Origin of the sequence: Paractinoplanes ovalisporus (genome assembly GCF_016834655.1) — a bacterium.
In the GTDB taxonomy this organism is placed as follows: Bacteria; Actinomycetota; Actinomycetes; order Mycobacteriales; family Micromonosporaceae; genus Actinoplanes; species Actinoplanes ovalisporus.
In genome coordinates, this window is sequence record NZ_JAENHP010000001.1 from 502,587 (window position 1) to 520,865 (window position 18,279).

The 18,279-nt window shown below is 68.3% G+C and carries 20 protein-coding genes; 13 read left to right on the forward strand and 7 right to left on the reverse strand.

The features are described from left to right. Window positions 1-2: 2 nt before the first annotated feature. On the forward strand, window positions 3-368 hold the full coding sequence (locus tag JIG36_RS02280) for a DoxX family protein (RefSeq protein ID WP_203374280.1): 366 nt from the start codon (window positions 3-5) through the stop codon (window positions 366-368). On the opposite strand, the gene JIG36_RS02285 is transcribed toward JIG36_RS02280, so the two are convergent. Continuing rightward, window positions 318-1,742 carry an ATP-binding protein gene (locus JIG36_RS02285; RefSeq protein WP_203374281.1) on the reverse strand — a complete coding sequence of 475 codons (1,425 nt, stop codon included), beginning with the start codon at window positions 1,740-1,742 and terminating at the stop codon, window positions 318-320. The two genes, JIG36_RS02280 and JIG36_RS02285, sit on opposite strands and share 51 nt — an antisense overlap. A 202-nt stretch (window positions 1,743-1,944) precedes the next feature. Here JIG36_RS02285 and JIG36_RS02290 point away from each other — a divergent pair, with 202 nt between their 5' ends. Both JIG36_RS02290 and JIG36_RS02295 read left to right on the forward strand, forming a co-directional pair. Further along, the gene (locus tag JIG36_RS02290; protein ID WP_203374282.1) at window positions 1,945-3,072 is read left to right on the forward strand and encodes a VOC family protein; all 1,128 of its coding nucleotides are present in this window, start codon (window positions 1,945-1,947) and stop codon (window positions 3,070-3,072) included. A gap of 54 nt (window positions 3,073-3,126) precedes the next feature. Further along, window positions 3,127-3,846: an ASCH domain-containing protein gene (locus tag JIG36_RS02295; RefSeq protein WP_307872533.1), complete on the forward strand. Its 720-nt coding sequence runs from the start codon at window positions 3,127-3,129 to the stop codon at window positions 3,844-3,846. A gap of 377 nt (window positions 3,847-4,223) precedes the next feature. Here the strand turns inward: JIG36_RS02295 and JIG36_RS02300 are convergent, their stop codons facing one another. Continuing rightward, the gene (locus tag JIG36_RS02300) at window positions 4,224-4,424 is read right to left on the reverse strand and encodes a glycine zipper domain-containing protein (protein ID WP_203374283.1); all 201 of its coding nucleotides are present in this window, start codon (window positions 4,422-4,424) and stop codon (window positions 4,224-4,226) included. Between JIG36_RS02300 and JIG36_RS51500 the strand changes: the two genes are divergently transcribed. Further along, complete coding sequence (locus JIG36_RS51500) at window positions 4,414-5,040, forward strand: hypothetical protein (protein ID WP_236045486.1); 627 nt, start codon at window positions 4,414-4,416, stop codon at window positions 5,038-5,040. The genes JIG36_RS02300 and JIG36_RS51500 overlap by 11 nt on opposite strands. An 82-nt stretch (window positions 5,041-5,122) precedes the next feature. On the opposite strand, the gene JIG36_RS02310 is transcribed toward JIG36_RS51500, so the two are convergent. The 3 genes from JIG36_RS02310 to JIG36_RS02320 form a co-directional block, all read right to left on the reverse strand. Beyond that, on the reverse strand, window positions 5,123-5,620 hold the full coding sequence (locus tag JIG36_RS02310; RefSeq protein WP_203374285.1) for a DUF6193 family natural product biosynthesis protein: 498 nt from the start codon (window positions 5,618-5,620) through the stop codon (window positions 5,123-5,125). A gap of 102 nt (window positions 5,621-5,722) precedes the next feature. Beyond that, a complete protein-coding gene (locus JIG36_RS02315; RefSeq protein ID WP_203374286.1) occupies window positions 5,723-6,073 on the reverse strand; it encodes a hypothetical protein in 351 nt (116 codons plus the stop codon). A gap of 633 nt (window positions 6,074-6,706) precedes the next feature. After that, window positions 6,707-7,480 (reverse strand): DeoR/GlpR family DNA-binding transcription regulator, encoded by a 774-nt coding sequence (locus tag JIG36_RS02320; RefSeq protein WP_203374287.1) that lies wholly within the window; start codon window positions 7,478-7,480, stop codon window positions 6,707-6,709. 123 nt (window positions 7,481-7,603) lie between these two features. Here JIG36_RS02320 and JIG36_RS02325 point away from each other — a divergent pair, with 123 nt between their 5' ends. The 6 genes from JIG36_RS02325 (at window position 7,604) to JIG36_RS02350 (ending at window position 13,964) form a co-directional block, all read left to right on the forward strand. Next, window positions 7,604-8,896 (forward strand): alpha-glucosidase/alpha-galactosidase, encoded by a 1,293-nt coding sequence (locus JIG36_RS02325; RefSeq protein ID WP_203374288.1) that lies wholly within the window; start codon window positions 7,604-7,606, stop codon window positions 8,894-8,896. Between the two features lie 119 nt (window positions 8,897-9,015). Further along, window positions 9,016-9,897: an SIS domain-containing protein gene (locus JIG36_RS02330; RefSeq protein ID WP_203374289.1), complete on the forward strand. Its 882-nt coding sequence runs from the start codon at window positions 9,016-9,018 to the stop codon at window positions 9,895-9,897. A gap of 22 nt (window positions 9,898-9,919) precedes the next feature. Next, window positions 9,920-11,224: an ABC transporter substrate-binding protein gene (locus JIG36_RS02335; RefSeq protein ID WP_203374290.1), complete on the forward strand. Its 1,305-nt coding sequence runs from the start codon at window positions 9,920-9,922 to the stop codon at window positions 11,222-11,224. After that, complete coding sequence (locus tag JIG36_RS02340; protein WP_203374291.1) at window positions 11,224-12,156, forward strand: carbohydrate ABC transporter permease; 933 nt, start codon at window positions 11,224-11,226, stop codon at window positions 12,154-12,156. The genes JIG36_RS02335 and JIG36_RS02340 overlap by 1 nt, the downstream gene beginning before the upstream one ends. After that, window positions 12,156-12,977 (forward strand): carbohydrate ABC transporter permease, encoded by an 822-nt coding sequence (locus tag JIG36_RS02345; RefSeq protein ID WP_203374292.1) that lies wholly within the window; start codon window positions 12,156-12,158, stop codon window positions 12,975-12,977. The genes JIG36_RS02340 and JIG36_RS02345 overlap by 1 nt, the downstream gene beginning before the upstream one ends. Before the next feature lie 9 nt (window positions 12,978-12,986). Continuing rightward, on the forward strand, window positions 12,987-13,964 hold the full coding sequence (locus tag JIG36_RS02350) for a zinc-dependent alcohol dehydrogenase (RefSeq protein WP_203374293.1): 978 nt from the start codon (window positions 12,987-12,989) through the stop codon (window positions 13,962-13,964). Here the strand turns inward: JIG36_RS02350 and JIG36_RS02355 are convergent. Next, a complete protein-coding gene (locus tag JIG36_RS02355; RefSeq protein ID WP_203374294.1) occupies window positions 13,945-14,493 on the reverse strand; it encodes a hypothetical protein in 549 nt (182 codons plus the stop codon). The two genes, JIG36_RS02350 and JIG36_RS02355, sit on opposite strands and share 20 nt — an antisense overlap. A 68-nt stretch (window positions 14,494-14,561) precedes the next feature. Here JIG36_RS02355 and JIG36_RS02360 point away from each other — a divergent pair, with 68 nt between their 5' ends. The 3 genes from JIG36_RS02360 to JIG36_RS02370 all read left to right on the forward strand — a co-directional run bounded on the left by JIG36_RS02360 (window position 14,562) and on the right by JIG36_RS02370 (window position 17,455). Next, complete coding sequence (locus JIG36_RS02360) at window positions 14,562-15,425, forward strand: LysR family transcriptional regulator (RefSeq protein WP_203374295.1); 864 nt, start codon at window positions 14,562-14,564, stop codon at window positions 15,423-15,425. Between the two features lie 111 nt (window positions 15,426-15,536). After that, window positions 15,537-16,322 (forward strand): poly-gamma-glutamate hydrolase family protein, encoded by a 786-nt coding sequence (locus JIG36_RS02365; RefSeq protein ID WP_203374296.1) that lies wholly within the window; start codon window positions 15,537-15,539, stop codon window positions 16,320-16,322. Between the two features lie 233 nt (window positions 16,323-16,555). Further along, on the forward strand, window positions 16,556-17,455 hold the full coding sequence (locus JIG36_RS02370) for a helix-turn-helix domain-containing protein (RefSeq protein ID WP_203374297.1): 900 nt from the start codon (window positions 16,556-16,558) through the stop codon (window positions 17,453-17,455). On the opposite strand, the gene JIG36_RS02375 is transcribed toward JIG36_RS02370, so the two are convergent. Next, on the reverse strand, window positions 17,452-18,204 hold the full coding sequence (locus tag JIG36_RS02375) for a hypothetical protein (RefSeq protein WP_203374298.1): 753 nt from the start codon (window positions 18,202-18,204) through the stop codon (window positions 17,452-17,454). The two genes, JIG36_RS02370 and JIG36_RS02375, sit on opposite strands and share 4 nt — an antisense overlap. Between the last annotated feature and the right edge of the window lie 75 nt (window positions 18,205-18,279).

The window sequence follows — 18,279 nt, forward strand, 5'->3', positions numbered from 1 at the left end:
GCATGGAAATCGCGTACTGGATCATCGGCGGTCTGCTGGCGGTGTTCTACCTCTACTCGGGTGGCGTCAAGGCCGTCCGCTCCCGTGAGCAGCTGCTGCCGATGATGGCCTGGGTCGAGAACACCCCACTTCCCCTCGTACGGCTCATCGGGGTGCTCGAAATGCTCGGCGCGCTCGGCCTGATCCTGCCGCCGCTGACCGGCATCGCGCCCGCACTCGCTCTGGCCGCGGCGGTCGGCCTGGTACTTCTGCAGATCGGCGGCACCGTCGTGCACGTGTCACGGGGCGAGACCAAGGTGATCGGCCTCAACATCGGCCTACTGGTTCTGGCTGCCGTCGCCGCCTGGCTCGCCACCGTCTGGTTGTAGCGGGATCCGGCACGTGACCGTCGTGCCTCCACCGGCCGGGCTGCTCACGTCGAAGGTCCCGCCCAGCGCCTCGGTGCGGTCCTTCAGGCCGAGCAGCCCGGTGCCGCCCTCGAAGCCCGCCCCGCCCGCGCCGTCGTCGTGCACGCGCAGCCGCAGACTGCCGTCCTCGACCGTCGCCGACACCTCGACCACGGTCGCGCCGGCGTGCTTGACCGCGTTGGTCAGCACCTCGGACACGACGTAATAGGCGCCCACCTCGACCGGCTGCGGCAACCGGGCGTCGAGGCGCACGTCCACCTCGACCGGCAGCGGCGACCGCCGGGCGAGGGCCCGCAAGGCCGGCCGCAGCCCCGAGTCGGACAGCACCGCCGGGTGGATGCCGCGCGACAGCTCCCGCAGTTCGTCGATGACCGTCATGAGGTCGGCGCCGATCTCGGCCACCGCGTCGCCGTGCCCCTGATCGTGCGCGGCCGTGCGCAGCCTCAGCGCCAGCGCGACGAGCCGCTGCTGGGCGCCGTCGTGCAGGTCGCGCTCGATCCGCCGGCGGGCCTCGTCGGCGGCGGCCACGATGCGCGCCCGCGAACTGATCAGCTCGGCCCGGCTCTGCGCGTCGGCCACGGCGGTCGCGACCAGTTCGGTGTAGTCGCTCATCCGGGCCTCGGTGTCGTCCGGCAGCTGCCCGGCCGGCGACCCGGCCGCGAACATTCCCCACAACCGCCCGTCGACCACGATCGGAACCCCGACGGCGGTGGCATCCAGGCGATTTGCTTGCGCGGTTTCCCGTACGCGGGAAATCAGTTGATCCGGCACTTTCGCGCGCTGCGATCCGGTGCCCGCCAATTCGGTCGTCGAGCCGTTCAATTCGTACCGGATGAGGGTCGCCGTGTCGCTGCCGAGATGGAGCCGGACCTCTCGGGTGGCGGCCTCGAAAACCCGCTCGGGCGCCTCTCCCCGCGCGATGAGCAACGCGAGGCGCCGCAGAGATTCCTGAACCTCGGCCATGTCACCCCGGGCCCGTTCCGCCTCCACCGCGCGCCGGCTGGTCACCGTGGTCACCGCGCCGATGATCACCGCCATGCCGAGAAACGTGCCGAGCAGCGTGAAAGCCGCCTCGTTGAGGTCGCGGAACGGCGGAAGAAAGAACCAGTCGTACGCCAGGATCGCCGCCGTGCCGACCGGGAGCGCGAACAGAATGCCGGCCGCCCGCGCGACCAGCAGCACCACCGCCAGAAGCGCGAGCGCGAACGGAATCGCATGGATGTGCCCGACCGCGAACTCCCCCGCCGCCCGGGCGATCACGAACGACACCACGCCCGCGACGGCCGAAAGCCCCACCTGAACGGCGAACGGAACCCGCACGTCCCTCGTCAGCATGTGAACACCCACGCGACCATTTTGGGGAACTCTTGTTTCCAGAAGGCGTCACCGTGCGAGCCGTTCCGCTCTCCGACGAAGGCGCTGACCAGCCGCCCACCGTCGTACGGGAGCCTCTCGGTTGTCCATTCGCCCGCCATGTGGGCTCCTCCACACTCTGGCAGGATCCATTTGGTCGTCCGGTCGCACGTAGGGGGATCCGATGGACAGTACCCGCGATTGGCGCTTCCTGGGCTCCGGTGCGAGCGCCTGGTTCGACGCCCCGTCGATGTCCGCGGGCGCGGCCCTGGTCCGCCGGATCACCACCGCCCAGCCCGACGTCGACCTGCGCCCCGGCGGCCTGCGCGTGCATCTTCTCCAACCTGACGCCGAACTGGCGAACTCCATCTCGGCGGCCGCTCACGAACTGGGCCTGACCGCCGACCCGTCCATTCTCCAGACCATGCGGCTCGTGATCGACAGCGCGAACCCCTCGTCCCTCATGCCGTTCTGGCAGACCGTGCTCGGCGACCCCATTCTGTCGTTCCGCCCGACCCCGTCCACGCCATTGAGCGACCGCCTCCACATCGATGTGGTCCGCACACCCGACGCGGTTTCGGCGGCCCGGGCCGCAATCGGACAGGAGCCCACCGGCCCGTACGGCGTAGCACTGACCGACACGGAGGGAAACGTGGTCGATCTGGTCCCCGGAGACAGGCTGACAAAGGACCCGTCCACCGCGGATTGGCAGGTGCTTTTCGCCGCGATGACCTACTACTCGGTCGGCTCGCCCGAAAAGGCGGCAGAATTGGCGTCGGTTGTCGCCGGTTTGGCCGACAGCGCCGGGCTGCCCCTGATGGTCGACATACGCCCCGACGGCGTCACCATCGACAGCGGCAAGGACCAATGGGAGAACGGAGAAGGAAACGCCAGGAGCGATTTCGTCGACCTGGCCGCCCGCATCCAGTCGGCCGCCCGAGACCTGAAACTGACAGCCGACCTGACCCGCCCACGTTTCATCCAGCTGGGCCTGGCCGCGGTCGACGTCCCCGCGGTGCGCGCCTTCTGGACGGCGGTGCTCAGTTACCAGCCAGACCCCCGGCAGTTCCTGACCGACATCTTCGACCCGAACCGCCTGAACCCGGTCATGTTCTTCCAGCAGACCGAAAACCACCAGCACCGAAACCGCATCCACATCGAGCTCCTGGTCCCCCACGACCAGGCCACCCCGCGCGTAGAGGCAGCCATCGCCGCCGGCGGCCGGCTCATCACCGAGTCCACCCCGAGCCGCCATTCCCTGACCGACCCCGAGGGCAACGAGCTCGACATCGTGACGTTCCCCCAGCCGTAGCCGCTTCTGGGCCAGGTCGAAGGTCGATAGCGTCGGCGCACGTAGGCTCCCGTCGTGCTCATAACGCCCTCTGACTATGCCGCCGCCGAGACCGCCCTGGTGAACGCCGCTCGCTCCGCCTTGCGCACAGGCGGCGACGGCAACATCCACACCGTCGCGGCCGCCGTCCTGGACGAGGACGACCGCGTCCACGTCGGCCTGAACCTGTACCACTTCACCGGTGGCCCCTGTGCCGAACTGGTGGCTCTTGCAACGGCCCGCACTGCCGGCGCCCGAGCACCCCGGCTGATCGTTGCGGTCGGCGACGCCGGCCGCGGCGTCCTGGCCCCGTGCGGCCGCGACCGCCAGGTGCTCGCCGACTATTACCCGGGTATCCACGTCGTCGTCCCCACCAGCGAGGGCACCCGGATCGAGCCGATCGCCACTCTGCTGCCGCACACCTACCAGTGGGAGAACCAGCAAGTACAGCGTCTGCGGTTCCGCGCCAAGCACCTTCCCGCCGTCCGCGACGGAAGCAAACGGATAACGATGCGATTCAACGACCCCCTCCAGGTCGGACCGGCGCTGTTGGTGTTCGCATCCGACGACGAGGTGAGCCTGCCCGGGCGCATCACCTCCACCGTCGCCAAGCCCATCGAGAGCATCACCGACGACGAGGCCCGCGAAGACGGCTTCACCAGCGCCGCCGACATCCTCCCCGGCTTGCGCGACTACTACCCGGACCTGCAACCGGGCGACGAGATCGTGATCGTGCGCTTCGACCTCGACGAGTGAACGCTCGCCGCGGCCTGAACGGCAGGACTTCGAAGTGACCTGTTCAAGTGCAGTCAGGCGTGGCACCGATGGGCTGAGCGCGTCACGGTGCTTCGTCGAGCGTCACCTTGAACGCCGGGCCTGGTCCGAGCGGCTGCCACCCGACGCAGAGTGCCTGACGGATGCCCTCAGCCACCATGGCCGGGCGAACGGGCGCGCTCGGTAGGCCGAGCCAGTTCCCGAGTTCCAGGTCACGAGGTTGGTGCGTCTCACAGGGAGAGGTCGGGCCATTCTCAGGCGTTGCAATAGCTTCGCCCCCGCCCCTTTCCCTGTTGATACGCCTCTTCATTCGACACTCGCGCCAAACGCATGCGCCCGGTATGCGCCGGAGTGCGGAGTCAGCCGCGGGCATTCCTTCGCGCGATGAAGAGGACGCCAACGACCACACCCAGGCCTGAACCTAGCGAGACACCAAGAGGGAGGTTGTCAAAGAAAACGCCGGCAAGGACGCCGAAGAGAGCGCCGAACGCGACCCAGACCCCGAGATTTGCCCAGATCCCGAGACCTGCGGCGCCGTCGGGAGAGTTGTTGTTCGTCATCGTATCTCTCCCAGGACGCGGGGAAAGGCTGACAAACCGGCGGCCCACCGCGGCGCATGCGCAACCAGCTTCGTCCCGAAGCTATCACCCGCCATCAATTGGCGAGGCGTTGCCGGGCGCCCGTGGCACATGGAATAGCCGATCATCCGATCGCCTGGCGGCCCAGAACGCCAAACCGCCCGGTCGATCAAGCGACGACGCCGTCCGGCTTCTGTGGTTCCGGCCGATAAGTATTCCGTGGGCCGGCGCGGCGGTGGAGCGGTTCGACGGGGCAGACGATGACCACGATGTCCACCGGGGCCGGGCGGTGCTGGAGGATATCGTTGATGCGATCTGGTCGCTGCCCGAGTCGGCACAGTTGGCGGAGCTGAACGCAGCCCTGATCGGCAAACTCAAGTCGAGCAAGCTGGAGCGGACAGTTCTGCTCGAAGCTCTTGGTTACGCCGGCGCCCTGCCCGCGGGCGGACACCCGAGCTATGCGACAGAGTTCGTAATGTTCGACGAAGCAAACAGGCGAATGCCCAGCCAGTTCTACAAGAAGGAATGGGCGTACCCCGTGCGGTCCTGGACCGGCGTGGACGGAGTCGATCCCGCCCGTCTGCCCACTGGTGAATGATGGAAGGCAAGGCGCGATTCATTTCCCGCACCGGCATGTCGGCTAACTCTCATGCCGCCGATGTCGCGCATCCCCGATGACGCTACTGCTCGTCTACCCGTGAGTCGCGCGCTTCGTGGGCGACGAGCTCGTCCCATCGCCCGAGAAAGACGGCATCGGCGCCCGGAGGAAGGCGTTCAACAACCATCGCGACAGCCTCTCGGGCAGTAGCCGCCGGCCCCACGATCTCGCTGCGACTGGGACCGGCAACTCGGTAGGCGCCGCCCTTGACCGGCTCGATGTACGGAATGTCCCAGCCCCAGGGCCACTCGGTGCAGCGGCTGAAATGCAGTTCGCCCATGCCGGTCCAAGGGAAGAGCCGTCGCAAGCGAGGCTCTGAGTGGGCCGCCTCCAGCAGATCAAGACGCACTCGCCCATCGTCGCGGACCGCTAGCCAGCCCGCCGCGACCACGGCCTCCACCATCGACGTCATCGATGCCATCATGCCGGAGGCCGCGCTCTGTCGGCCATGCACATCACCGGTCCCGTGCGTTCCGCCGCAGAATTCTGAAGACGGTGAGCGCGCGACGATCAGGTTCACCCATTTGCCGCCGTCCGCGCGCTCTTGGCGTGAAGCTTCAAGGTGACCCACAGCGACCTAGCGCTTCTATCTGGTCGGCGCTCGTGCGGAGCAGTCCGTTGATCAGTTCAGCTCGCTCAGCGCCGCTCTGGCCAAGCTCCGGACGCGGTCCCACTCTTCGCGAGCCAACGCATCGACGCTCCACAGCTCGGCATTGTGGTCGCCGCTCATGGCATCGAGCTGAGCGTCCAGACGCCGGAGTGCCGCCAGGGCAGCGGCATTCAGCCAGCCGAGTTCGACGAAGGCAGGCACGAGCTGGAAGCCATCGTCGAAGTCGAGAGCCAGTTCGTCAAGCAGCTGAGCGGTTTCGGTGGACAGCCGGGAGATCCAAGCAGCCTGCGCATCAGCCGGCAAGCCAAGGGCGGCGAGGCTCCGCACGAAGCTCACGAGCTGTCTCGGACTCATCTCGGCCATCCGGCCAAGACTACGACTTGGCCCGTACGCACGTTCTGATTGCACGCTGATCTGCCGCGAGTCGCATGCCTACGTCGGAAACTTGCGCCAACCCAGCGGTCGAGCCATGACGATGAGCAAGGTTCCCAGCGGACCCCAGAGGCTGGGCACGAACCACGGCCGGTGATCCAGACTCTTGCGGCGAACGAGCCACTGGTTCAGGCGATAGAAGACGGCGATAGTCGCCACCCACGCCAAGAGGACCAAGATGTCTTTCAACGCCCCACCTCCTGGCTCCAGATCATCGGGACTTTAGCTCCAAGAGGTCGAGATGACCTTCCACTCTTCGGCTGACGTAGCCGTCAGATGTCGGGCGCGAGGCGCACGTACTTTTCTTCCACAGGTCGCGCGGATGGCTGGGGCCGCCGAGTGTGCTCAGCAGCGTGGATCCGTTGGGACGAGAGCGCTCGATCACCGCGAGGGGTTCGCTACAGCGCCGATCAACGACCGGCGGTGCCCACGGCTTACGGCTGGTCCTGTTTGCAGTCGTGATGGGCCATCCGGGTGTGAAGCCAAGGCAGCCCGCACCGGTTGATCATCGAGACCAACTCATCCCCAGCGCCTACCCCATCAGGGCCGATCAAATGGTCGCGGCTACTCGGCGACCAGGACCTCGACTCCGGTACGGCGGATTTCCTCTACGCCGGAAGGGTCGGCGGTTGTGTCGGTTACGAGCAGGGATACGTCGGTGATGGGGCAGATGCCGGCCAGGCAGGTTTTGCCGATTTTGGAACCGTCGGCGACGACGATCACGCGGCCGGCTCGGCGGATCATGGTGGCGTTGGTGTTGGCCTCGATCTCGTCGTGAGTGGTCAGGCCGCCTCGGGCGCTGATGCCATCGACGCCTACGACGGCCACGGCCATGTTGAGGCCCTGCAAGGCGTGGTCGGCGATCGGACCTACGAGTTCGTAGGACTGGGTGCGGGAGACGCCGCCGGTCATTATGAGCTTCAAGCGGGGACGCAGTGCGAGCTCGCCCGCGATGTTCAGCGCGTTCGTCACCACGGTCAGATCCACGCGGTCGGCCAGCAAGCGCGCCAGCAGGTGCGTGGTTGTGCCGCCGGTGAGGCCCAGCGTCAATGGGCCTTTCGGCAGCAGCCGGGCCACGGCCCGGGCGATCAGCGCCTTCTCCTCACGGTGCTGGCCCACGCGGTAGCGCACCGGCAACTCGTACGCGACGTCGACGGCGACCGCGCCTCCGTGCGTACGGGAAAGGAGCCTTTGATCTTCGAGGACCTGCAAGTCGCGGCGGATGGTTGCCGGGGACACGTGGAACTCGTCCGCCAGCTGGCCGGCGTCTACCGAACCGCTGCCGGACAGCCGCTCGAGGATGGCCGAGACCCGGTCGGCCCGGCGGAGCGTGGACATGGCAACCCCCGAGGCAGGCACACGACCGGAAGGACTGATCAAACGCGCAGTCAAGATAGTTCGTTTCCAAGCGATTCGCCAAGCAGTCTTGTGCGAATGTGAGCGCCGTCGAACAATCCGGACATGACGGTGATCGCTTTTCTGGGCGCCGGCAGCGTGGTGTTCACCCGCGAACTGCTGGCCGACATCCTGTCCTTCGACGAGCTGCGCGGCGTCACTCTGGCCCTGCACGACATAGACCCCGAGCGACTGGAGACGGCCGGGCTGATCGCCCGCCGCACCGCCGAGCAGCTGGGCGCCACGCCCGAGATCACGACGAGCCTGGACCGGCGGCGTGCCCTCGACGGCGCCGACTTCGTCATCAACTCGATCCAGGTCGGCATGTACGAGGCGACCGTCCGGGACTTCGAGATTCCGGCCAAGTACGGGCTGCGCCAGACGATCGCGGACACACTTGGCGTGGGTGGCATCTTCCGCGCGCTGCGGACCTTTCCGGTGCTCGACGGGATCGCGGCCGACATGCTCGAACTCTGTCCCGATGCGTGGTTGCTCAACTACACCAACCCGATGGCGATGAACGTCGCGTACCTGGCGGCGACGGCGCCGGATCTGAGGGTCGCCGGGCTTTGTCACTCGGTTTTCTGGACGGTGCATGATCTCGCCGATCTCCTGGAGGTGCCTCTGGACGAGGTGGACTACACGGGCGCCGGGGTGAACCATCAGGCGTGGCTGCTACGCCTGGAGCACCGGGGCGAGTCACTGTATCCGCGGCTGGACGAGAAGCTCGAAGGTTATCCACAGCTCCGACGTCGTGTGCGAATGGACATGTACAAGCGGCTCGGCTACTTCCCGACGGAGACGAGCGAGCACTCGTCGGAGTACGTGCCGTGGTACCTGCACCACGACGACGAGATCGCGCGGCTGCGCATCCCGGTTGGCGACTATCTGGGCATCAGCGCCGACAACGTGACCGAGTATCACGAGACGCGACGCGCGCTGCTGGCCGGCGAGCCGCTCGACCTGACGCGTGAGGCGACGGAGTACGCGCCGCAGGTCATCCACAGCATGGTCACCGGTGAGCGGCGCCGCATCCACGCCAATGTCCCCAACCGTGGCCTGATCAGCAACCTTCCTGAGGGGTACGCCGTGGAGGTCCCGTGCGTGGTCGACCGTCTCGGTCTACGTCCCGAACGTGTCGGCGCCCTGCCGCCGCAATGCGCCGCGCTCAACCGTTCGTTTGTGAGCGTCGGGCAGCTGACCGTGCAGGCCGCGCTCACCGGCGATGCGCGCATGGTGCGTCAGGCCGCGATGGTCGACCCGAACACCGCGGCCACGCTGACCGTCGACCAGATCTGGGAGCTGTGCGACGAGCTCACCGCCGCGCACGGCGAGCTGATTCCGGCCGCGCTGCGATGAGCACCCAAGCAAAAACACGCGCTGCGAGGAACGACCCGCGAAACGAAACGCGCACTCAGAAATGTTCGTTTGTTGCTCGAATCTTGTTAAGCGCTCAGAAACGAGCATAATCCGCAGACATGAATGCGACGTCCGCCGAGATCGCCAGCCAGCCGGACGTGTGGGCCCGGGCCATCTCCGAGCACACCGATCCGGGCCGACGCGAGCTGGCGGCCCCGGGTGAGCGAATGCTCATCCTCGGCTGCGGAACGTCCTGGTTCGTCGCGCAGAGCCTCGCCGAACTGCGCGAGCAGGCGGGGCTCGGCGAGACGGACGCTGTCTGCGCCTCCGAGTACCGGCCGCGTCGCCGTTATGACCGGGTGGTTGCCATCACCCGGTCGGGCACGTCGACCGAGGTGCTCGAGGCCCTGCGTCAGGTGCCGGCGGGCACGCGCCGGGTCGCGGTCACCGCGGTCGAGGGCGAACCCGTCGACGACCTGACCGATGCGCGGATTCTGCTCGATTACGCCGATGAGCGCAGCGTCGTGCAGACCCGCTATCCCACCACTGTGCTCACCTTGGCGCGCGCCATGTTCGGGCACGCCACCGATTCGCTCATCGCCGACGGACTCGAAGCGCTCACCATGCCTCTGCCCGCCGACCCGGCCACGATCGACCATCTGGTGTTCCTCGGTACGGGGTGGACGGTCGGACTCGCGCACGAAGCCGCGCTCAAAGTGCGCGAGGCCGCGCAGGCCCACTCCGAGTCGTATCCCGCCATGGATTTCCGGCACGGGCCGGTCGCCGTGGCCGGGTCCCGCAGCCTCGTCTGGTCGCTCGGTGAGGTGCCGGCCGGCCTGGACGACGTGGCTCGGGGCGCGGGCGCCACCGCGTACCGGAACTCTCTTGATCCGCTTGCTCAGCTGCTGCTCGTCCAGCGTTTCGCGCTGGCCCTGGCCGACCACCGCGGCCTCGACCCCGACCGTCCGAGACTGCTCACCCGATCCGTCGTCCTCACGTAAACCGCTACGGAGGTGCCACGAGATGACCAAACCCCTTCGACTGCTCGCCGGCGGCGTCGGCGCCGCACTTCTGCTGTCCGCCTGCATGGGCGGCACGACCGACGACGGCAAGGACTCGGCCGCCGGCTACGACCCGGCCGCGACCGTCGAACTGACCTGGTGGACCGGGCAGACCGAGGAGGCGGAGAAGGTCGCCGAGGGCCTGGCCGCCGAGTATCACGCCGCCCATCCCAACGTCACGATCAAGACGTCACCGGGCGCGCCGACCACCGACGATCTGCTCACCAAACTGTCCGCGGGTTTCGCCGGTGGCAGTTATCCCGACATCTCGTACGCGTACGGCAACTGGGCCGGTGATCTCGGTGCGAGCGGAAAGACGCAGGACCTGACCGCGTACGTGCAGGAACCGTCGTTCGGATGGACGGAGATGCCCGAAGCTGCGCGTACGGTCGCTACGGCCAATGGCAAAGTGATCGGTGTCCCGGCGCTCGTGGACAATCTCGCGCTCATCTACAACAAGGCCATCTTCGACAAGGCCGGTGTCGCCTACCCCACCGACGACTGGTCCTGGGACGACTTCCGCCAGGCGGCCAAGAAACTGACGGATCCGGCCACCAAGACGTACGGAACCGCTTATTCGGTTTCCGGCAGCGAGGACACGACCTGGCATCTGTGGCCGTTGCTGTGGCAGAACGGCGGCAAGATCCTCGACGGTACGAAGCCCGCGTTCAACTCGGACGCCGGGGTGACCGCGCTCGAGACGCTGCGCGTGATGGCGGTCGACGACAAGTCGATGTACCTCGACCAGACCGACGAGAAGTACCACCCCTTGTTCAACAGCGGGCGCGTCGCCATGATCCTGACCGGGCCGTGGGCGCTGCTGGAGATCAAAGAGGCCAAGCTTGCGTACGGGGTGACGAACCTGCCCGGTGTGAACGGCGACCACCAGACCGTTTCCGGTCCTGACCTGTGGGTGCTGTTCGACCACGACGACGTGAACCGGGCCGGCGCCGCGCGCGACTTCATCAAGTGGCTGACCAGCGCGCAGATCGACGCCAAGTGGAACCTGAAGGTCGGCAACCTACCGCTGCGCACGACCGAGAAGGACACCCCGGAGTTCGCCGCCTATGTGAAGGAGTATCCGGGTGGCCAGAAGTTCTTCGACAACCTGACCAACGCCAAGCAGGCCCGCCCGACCGTGCCCGGTTACGAAGTGTTGTCGCGCAATGTGGGCGACGCGATCGCGTCCGTGCTGCAGGGTCGCGCATCGGCCAAGGACGCGCTCGACGAGGCGGCCAAGAAGTCCGCCGACGCCGTGGTGAACTGATGGCGCTCACTTTCGCGGCGTCGTCGCACGCGGCGGTGCGGCAGGCCCGGCCGAGGGGGCGGAGGATCCGTCGCAACCTCACCGGCTGGGCCTTCGCCGGCCCCGCGACCGTCCTGGTCGTGGGTCTGTCGCTCTTCCCCGCGATCTGGGCGTTCTTCATCTCCCGCGCGCGCTGGAACGGCATCTCCCCCGGCGTGCCGGTCGGCTGGGCCAACTACCAGCGCCTGGCCACCGACCCCGACATGCTCGCCGCGGCCCGGCACACCCTGTTGCTGACCGTTCTGTTCGTTCCGTCGTCGATCGTGCTCGGTATCGTCATCGCGATCGCGCTCAATCAGCGCATCAGGCTGATCGGTTTCTATCGAACGTGCATCTTCGTTCCGTACGTGGCGTCGGCCGCGGCCACCGGAATCCTGGCCGGCTTCGTCTTCAACCCGCAGTTCGGCGCGGCCAACGACGTGTTGCGTCACCTGGGCATTCCGCAACAGCAGTTCCTCGAGAGCCCGACCCAGGCCCTGTACGTGATCTGCGTGATCGCGCTGTGGGGCGAGGTCGGCTTCACCACCGTCATCTACCTGGCCGCGCTGCAGGACATCCCGCGTGAGCTGGTCGAGGCCGCGACCATGGACGGCGCGAGCCGGTGGCGCGTGTTCCGCCACGTCACGCTGCCCGAGCTGCGCCCGGTGACCGTGTTCGCCGCCGTCTGGCAGACGATCACGGCCGTCCAGCTGTTCGACCTGATCTACACGACCACCCGCGGCGGGCCGCTCAACAGCACGCAGACGGTCGTCTACTACATCTACGAGCTGGCCTTCCAGACCCAACGGCTCGGGTACGGGGCGGCCGCCGCGTACCTGCTGTTCGCGGTCACCCTGCTGCTGACCCTCGGCATCATCTGGTACAGCCGTCGCCGCGGCTCGGAGGTGTTCTGATGCGCCGCTTCCTGCCCTTCAGCCCGTGGCATCTGCTGCTCATGCCGCTCGCGCTGCTGTTCGTTCTGCCTCTCGTGCAGATGGTGCTCACGTCGTTCATGAGCAGCGCCGAGATCAACCAGTTCCCGCCCAAGCTGCTGCCGACCTCGCTGCACCTCGAGGGCTACCGCGCGCTGCTCACCGAGACACCGGCCCTGCGCTGGTTCGGCAACACGGTGCTCGTTTCGGCGGTGTCCGTGCTCGCGCATCTGGTGCTCTGCTCGATGGCCGGTTACGGCTTCGCGCGTCTGAAGTTCGCCGGCCGGGGCGTGGCGTTCCTGGTCATCATCGCCACCGTCATGATCCCGATCCAGCTGCTGATGATCCCGACGTACCTGATGTTCGCGCGCATCGGCATCGTCGACACCCTGGCCGCGGCGTTCGTGCCGTGGCTGGCGTCGGCGTTCGGCATCTTCCTGATGCGCCAGTTCTTCCTGGCCCTGCCGGTCGAGCTGGAGGAAGCCGCCCGCATCGACGGTTGCGGCACGTGGCGGACGTTCCGCAGCATCGTCCTGCCGCTGGCCCGGCCCGCACTGGCCACCCTGGCCGTGTTCACCCTGTTGTCCAGCTGGAACGACCTGTTGTGGCCACTTGTCGCTATCTCCGACAACCGGACGTTCACGCTCCAGGTCGGCCTGGCCAACTTCCAGGGCATGCGCCGTACGGAATGGTCGCAGTTGATGGCCGGCAACGTGCTCGCGACGGCGCCGCTCATCCTGGCGTTCCTGTTCGCGCAACGGAAGTTCATCGCGACCATGACGTTCACCGGGCTGAAGGGTTAGCGTTCGCGCATGCTCGTTTCACGTCTGCACGCCGCCGGGGTTGTTCGTCTGCACACCGAGGAACAACCGTCACCGGCGGGAACCGGCGACCGCCTGGTCGAAGTGACCTCGGTCGGGATCTGCGGCTCCGACCTGCACTGGTTCACCGAGGGCGCGATCGGTGACGCCGCGGTGGCCCGGCCGCTCGTGCTCGGCCACGAGATGGCCGGGGTGATCCGGGGCGGACCGGACGACGGCTCCCGGGTCGCAATCGATCCGGCCGTCCCGTGCGAGCACTGCGAGCCGTGCCGCGAGGGCAACGTGAACCTGTGCCTGAACATCGTGTTCGCCGGGCACGGCAGCTGTGACGGCGGCATGCGCCAGTTCATGACGTGGCCGGCCCACCGCCTGCACCGGCTGCCCGACTCGATCTCGGACGACGAAGGTGCCCTGCTCGAACCGCTCGGTGTCGCGCTGCATGCGCTCGACCTGGGCCACATGCGCATGGCCACGACCGTCGCCGTGGTCGGTTGCGGCCCGATCGGCCTGCTGCTCATCCAGCTTGCCCTGGGGCACGGCGCCACCCGGGTCCTCGCGGCCGAGCCCCTGCCGCATCGGATGACCGCCGCACTCGAGTCCGGCGCCGAGCGGGCCGGCGACGACGCCGACGGGGTCGCCGACCTGGTCTTCGAGGTCTCCGGATCGGAGCCGGCCGTCGACACCGCGCTGCGGCTGGCCAAGCCCGGCGCCCGCGTGATCCTGGTCGGCATCCCCGACGGCGACCGCACCTCGTTCAGCGCCGCCCGCGCCCGCCGCAAGGGTCTGAGCCTGGTGCTGGCCCGCCGGATGGGCGAGGTCTATCCCCGCGCAATCGACCTGACCGCGCGGGGACTTGTGAACCTCGCACCGCTCGCCACCGGCGCCTTCCCGCTCAAGGACGTGAACGCGGCGCTCACCTCGGCCGCCGCCCGCGAAGGCCTGAAGGTGCTCATCCACCCGAACGCGTGATTGCCGCCTCGACCTCGGCCCACGTCCGCGTGTGCCGCACCCAGCCCGGCGCAGCCGCGCGCTGCGGCCCGAATAGGTAGCGGTGCTCGACCACGCCACGCAGGGCCTCGTGCACGTCGAGCTTGTCGTCGACGAAGTGCGTGATGGCCAGCTCGGCGCAGTGGACGGCCTTCTCCGGGCGGCGCAGGCAGAACCGCAGGTTGTCCCGCGGGATCCCGGTGCGCTCGGCGAACCGGTGGTGGTCGAGCCACAGCCGGGTGCTGCGCCGCACCCGGTCGCCGCACTTGGAGATCAGCCAGACCTCGTCGAACTGCGGCACCAGACGGGCCAGGGTGTCGAACGCGCCCGGCACGGCGGGGGTGGCCAGCATCCGTACGGTGTCTCCGCTGAAGAACTGGGTGTCGCCGCCGCCCGGACCGCCCCCGTCGATGATGACCCGGCCGATGTCGACACCCAGTCGCCGATGTCGTCCTTCTGTTCGTTCGCTTGTCCGTTGATGACCGGCGTTCGTGTTCGTTCGCTCATTCATGCGACCAGCGTGCGGCGTGCGGCGCTACAGCGGAACTAGCAATCGGCGCATAGCTATAGTCTCTGGTTATGGACGTTTCGGCCGATGCGCTCGCTTCGTTCGCCGTGTTCGCGCGGCACCTCAACTTCACGCGCGCCGCGGAAGAACTGCGCATCTCGCAACCGGCCCTGCACGTCAAGGTGCGCAAGTTGAGCGAGACGCTCGGCCGCCCGCTCTACCACCGCGAGGGCCGCCGCCTGACGCTCACCGCCGACGGCGAGGCGGTCGCCCGTTTCGCGCGCGAGCACGACGAACGGCTCGCGCATTTCCTGAGCGAGTTCGCCGGAGCACCGTACGGGAGACCGGTTGTGCTCGCCGCGGGTCAGGGCGCCTACCTCTATCTGCTGGGCGACACGATCCGCGGCATGCTGGCCGACGAACCCACCCGGCTACGCCTGATCAACTGCGACCACCGGCAGATGCTTGCCGCCGTACGCAGCGGCCGCGCACATGTGGGCGTGAGCGTGCTCGACGTTCTCCCGGACGACCTGGACGCGCTCGAACTGGCGACGTTCCCGCAGGTCCTGTTCGTGCCGGCCGGTCATCGTCTCGCGCGCCGGCGTTCGGTGCGGCTGCGCGACCTGAACGGCGAGAGCCTGGTCGTGCCGCCGCACCAGCGCCCGCAGCGGGTGCTGCTGGAACAGGGCCTCCGCTCGGCCGGCACGGAGTGGACGGTCGCCGTCGAGGCCGAGGGCTGGCCGCTGATCACCCATTTCGTCACGCTCGGGGTCGGGCTGGCGATCGTCAACGGTTGTGTTCCCGCGCCGCGCGGCCTGGTCGCGAAGCCGGTCACCGACCTGCCCTCGGTCACCTACCACGTCGTGCACCAGCCGTCGGCCACCGACGATGCCCGGGTGGCCACCCTGCTCGAGCGTTTCCCGTGGCCGGCGTGACAACACCAGGAGCGTTTCCCGTGGCCGGCGTGACAACACCAGGAGCGTTTCCCGTGGCCGGCGTGACAACGCCTGGACCGTTTCGCGTGGCCGGCATGACATCCTCGGTGGATGTCGCCAAGTCGCCGTAGTGTCCTGGTCGCGCTCGGCTCGGCGGCCGTGGTCGCCACCACCGGTCGTCCCGCAGCCGCCGCCGAGCCCGAGTCGAACACGGCCCTCTACCGCGATCCGCGCTGGACCGAGGGCGTCGACTACGCCCGGCGCTTCCGGCGGCACGCCGCGCTCGACGACAGCGACGCGCCCGGCGACGCCTATCCCGACAAGGCGGTCCTCGCCCTGCACGGCGGCGGCATCGAACCGGGCACGTCCGAGCTGTGCCTGGCCATCGCCGGCTACCACCCGGCGGGCGGCCTGGTCGGCGGCGCCGTCTACGACTACTGGATGTTCGAGGGCATCATGCCCAGCGGCAACTCGGCCCTGCACGTCACGTCCCACCACTGCGACGACCCGGTCGCGCTGGCCACCGTACGTGGCAGCCGGCGCGCACTCTCGTTGCACGGTTGCTCACCCGAGCAGGCCGACCTCGGCCCCAACGACGCCGCCGTCCTGGTCGGCGGCCTCGACACCACGCTGCGCGACGCCATGCGGGTTTCCCTGACACAGGCTTTCGACGGTACGGACATTCGGGTCTTCGACGCAGCAAGGGCCCCCGAACTGGACGGCACCAACCCGCGCAACATCGTCAACCTGTCCCTGCGCGACGCCGGCGTCCAGTTCGAACTGACCACTCCCCTGCGCAACCGTATGTTCGGCACCAACACCCGCAGCGGCCGCCGAAACACCACGCTCGACCCGTTCTGGCGTTTCGCCAACGCCACCCGGGCCGCCCTCGCCTGATCGAGTGCGCGTATTGGTGGACGACGCTGCTACAAGCCAGGAGTGTCGGCGGTGGTCGCTTCGCTGAGCGGGTGATGGTGAACGAGACCGACGCCGTGGCGCGCGCGTTGCTCGTCCGCCGCGCTTTCGAGGCTCTCCTCGCCCGCAGAGCTACCGGCACGGGTGACCCCTGCGGCCCTGAACCCCGCAAGAACCGTCAAGTTGGGGCGCCTGAAGGCGGGTACCGTCCAGGGGTGCCGAACGGTGCTCCTGAACTGCTACGACTCCTCGCCGCCGTCAACTTGCGGCTGAGTGGTGATGTCTCGCTGTCCGTGCTGGCCCGGCTGGCGAACCGGTCGCGGTTCGATCTGCATCGGCGGTTCGGGCGGCTGGTCGGGGAGACGCCCAAGGCCTACACGACGCGGGTGCGGATTGCCCGGGCCGCGGCCGATGTGCTGTCCAGCGGACGGCCGATCTCCTCGGTCGCGGCCGGGCACGGGTTCGCCAGCCACGAAGTCTTCACCCGCACCTTCACCCGGCACCTCGGTCACAGTCCCCGGCGCTATCGCGCCCGCGGGCTGCATGTGGCCGGCCGGCGAGTTGCCGCCGTGCACGCTTCGACCGTGGTGGCGGCGGCGCCGTGCATCAACCTGTATCGCATCAGCCTCACCGAGAGGAAAACCGCCGTGCCGCTCGATGTCTCCGTTCGTGAGCTGCCCGAACAACACGCCCTCGTGGTCCGCAGCCGGATCACGCGCGACGAGATCGCGGCGGCGCTGTCCGACGGGCTGCCCAAGGTGTTCACCTACGCCCAGCAGAACGGGCTGGCCATCGCCGGGCCGCCGTTCGCCCGCTACCCCGAGGTGGGGATGGGCTCGCTCGTCATCGAGGCCGGCATCTCCATCGCCGCGCCGCCGCCTGCGCCGCCCGGCGACGGGATCGAGACGCTGGTCATCCCGGCCGGGCAGGCGGCGGTGGCCATCCACCGAGGTCCGTACGACACTCTGCCTGAGTCCTATCAGGAGATCGAGAAGTGGATGCGGGACAAGGGGTTGTCCGCGGCCGGAGCGCCCTGGGAGGTTTACCTGACCGATCCCGGTGACCACCCCGACCCGGCCACCTGGGAGACGGAGATCGTCCAACCCGTTTCCTAAGAGACGCCAGAGGAAGGGCCGCCGGAGGGACGGTCGGCGCCAGCGGGAGGACCAGCGGTCGAGGGACGACCGGCGACCAGGTCGGCGATGTCCAGGCCCCACCGGCCGAACCGCGCGTCGAAACCGTCGGCCCGAGCCTGCGCCCGCGCGGTCTTCGCCGGGTCGTAACGGTGACGCGCCCACGTCGACCGCGGGCGGGCCAGACGAACAGCGCCGATCCACGCGATCGGCGGCAGGAACACGCCGAGCACCGCGGTCGAATACTTCCCTTTCCGTACGCACGTGAGCAGCGCGACCATGTGCACGACAGCCGCGGCGGCGACGGCGATGTGGCTGGCGCCGAAGCCGCTGTCCGCGGTGAACGGGTTGAGACCGAGAAGCACCAGGCCCATCGCGCTGAGCGTCAGCGCAACCAGTTGCACCGAGAGCTGCCCCTCGGGCGACCAGTACACGTCCTGCAGGTGCAGGATGAGCGCGAACTCGTCGAGGATGAGCGACGAGCCCACGCCGATGAGCACGCCGGCGGCCTCGGCCCACGGCCTGCGCCCGTCGACCGCCACGGACAGGTAGGCCCCGACCAGGGTCAGGACGATCCCGGGCACGGCGTGGTGGATGTGCACGCCGCCCTCGATGTTGTTGCGGAACGGTCCGACACCGGCCCGGATCATGCGCGTGATCGTCCGTGTCGCCACGAACGTGACGAGGAACGAAACGAACAGCAGGAGGAACGGAAGCCGCTCGGCAGTCATGACGATGAATGCTGGCAGATCGGCCGCGTGGGCGGGAGTAGCCGAACACCGGCGGATCGGCCGAACGGACGACCG

What these genes read in the sequence shown, in the direction of transcription:
- JIG36_RS02280 (WP_203374280.1), top strand. Translation starts at nt 3, where the DNA reads ATGGAAATCGCGTACTGGATCATCGGCGGTCTGCTGGCGGTGTTCTAC.
- JIG36_RS02285 (WP_203374281.1), bottom strand. Translation starts at nt 1,742, where the DNA reads ATGCTGACGAGGGACGTGCGGGTTCCGTTCGCCGTTCAGGTGGGGCTT.
- JIG36_RS02290 (WP_203374282.1), top strand. Translation starts at nt 1,945, where the DNA reads ATGGACAGTACCCGCGATTGGCGCTTCCTGGGCTCCGGTGCGAGCGCC.
- JIG36_RS02300 (WP_203374283.1), bottom strand. Translation starts at nt 4,424, where the DNA reads ATGACGAACAACAACTCTCCCGACGGCGCCGCAGGTCTCGGGATCTGG.
- JIG36_RS02315 (WP_203374286.1), bottom strand. Translation starts at nt 6,073, where the DNA reads ATGGCCGAGATGAGTCCGAGACAGCTCGTGAGCTTCGTGCGGAGCCTC.
- JIG36_RS02320 (WP_203374287.1), bottom strand. Translation starts at nt 7,480, where the DNA reads ATGTCCACGCTCCGCCGGGCCGACCGGGTCTCGGCCATCCTCGAGCGG.
- JIG36_RS02325 (WP_203374288.1), top strand. Translation starts at nt 7,604, where the DNA reads ATGACGGTGATCGCTTTTCTGGGCGCCGGCAGCGTGGTGTTCACCCGC.
- JIG36_RS02330 (WP_203374289.1), top strand. Translation starts at nt 9,016, where the DNA reads ATGAATGCGACGTCCGCCGAGATCGCCAGCCAGCCGGACGTGTGGGCC.
- JIG36_RS02335 (WP_203374290.1), top strand. Translation starts at nt 9,920, where the DNA reads ATGACCAAACCCCTTCGACTGCTCGCCGGCGGCGTCGGCGCCGCACTT.
- JIG36_RS02340 (WP_203374291.1), top strand. Translation starts at nt 11,224, where the DNA reads ATGGCGCTCACTTTCGCGGCGTCGTCGCACGCGGCGGTGCGGCAGGCC.
- JIG36_RS02345 (WP_203374292.1), top strand. Translation starts at nt 12,156, where the DNA reads ATGCGCCGCTTCCTGCCCTTCAGCCCGTGGCATCTGCTGCTCATGCCG.
- JIG36_RS02350 (WP_203374293.1), top strand. Translation starts at nt 12,987, where the DNA reads ATGCTCGTTTCACGTCTGCACGCCGCCGGGGTTGTTCGTCTGCACACC.
- JIG36_RS02355 (WP_203374294.1), bottom strand. Translation starts at nt 14,493, where the DNA reads ATGAATGAGCGAACGAACACGAACGCCGGTCATCAACGGACAAGCGAA.
- JIG36_RS02360 (WP_203374295.1), top strand. Translation starts at nt 14,562, where the DNA reads ATGGACGTTTCGGCCGATGCGCTCGCTTCGTTCGCCGTGTTCGCGCGG.
- JIG36_RS02365 (WP_203374296.1), top strand. Translation starts at nt 15,537, where the DNA reads ATGTCGCCAAGTCGCCGTAGTGTCCTGGTCGCGCTCGGCTCGGCGGCC.
- JIG36_RS02375 (WP_203374298.1), bottom strand. Translation starts at nt 18,204, where the DNA reads ATGACTGCCGAGCGGCTTCCGTTCCTCCTGCTGTTCGTTTCGTTCCTC.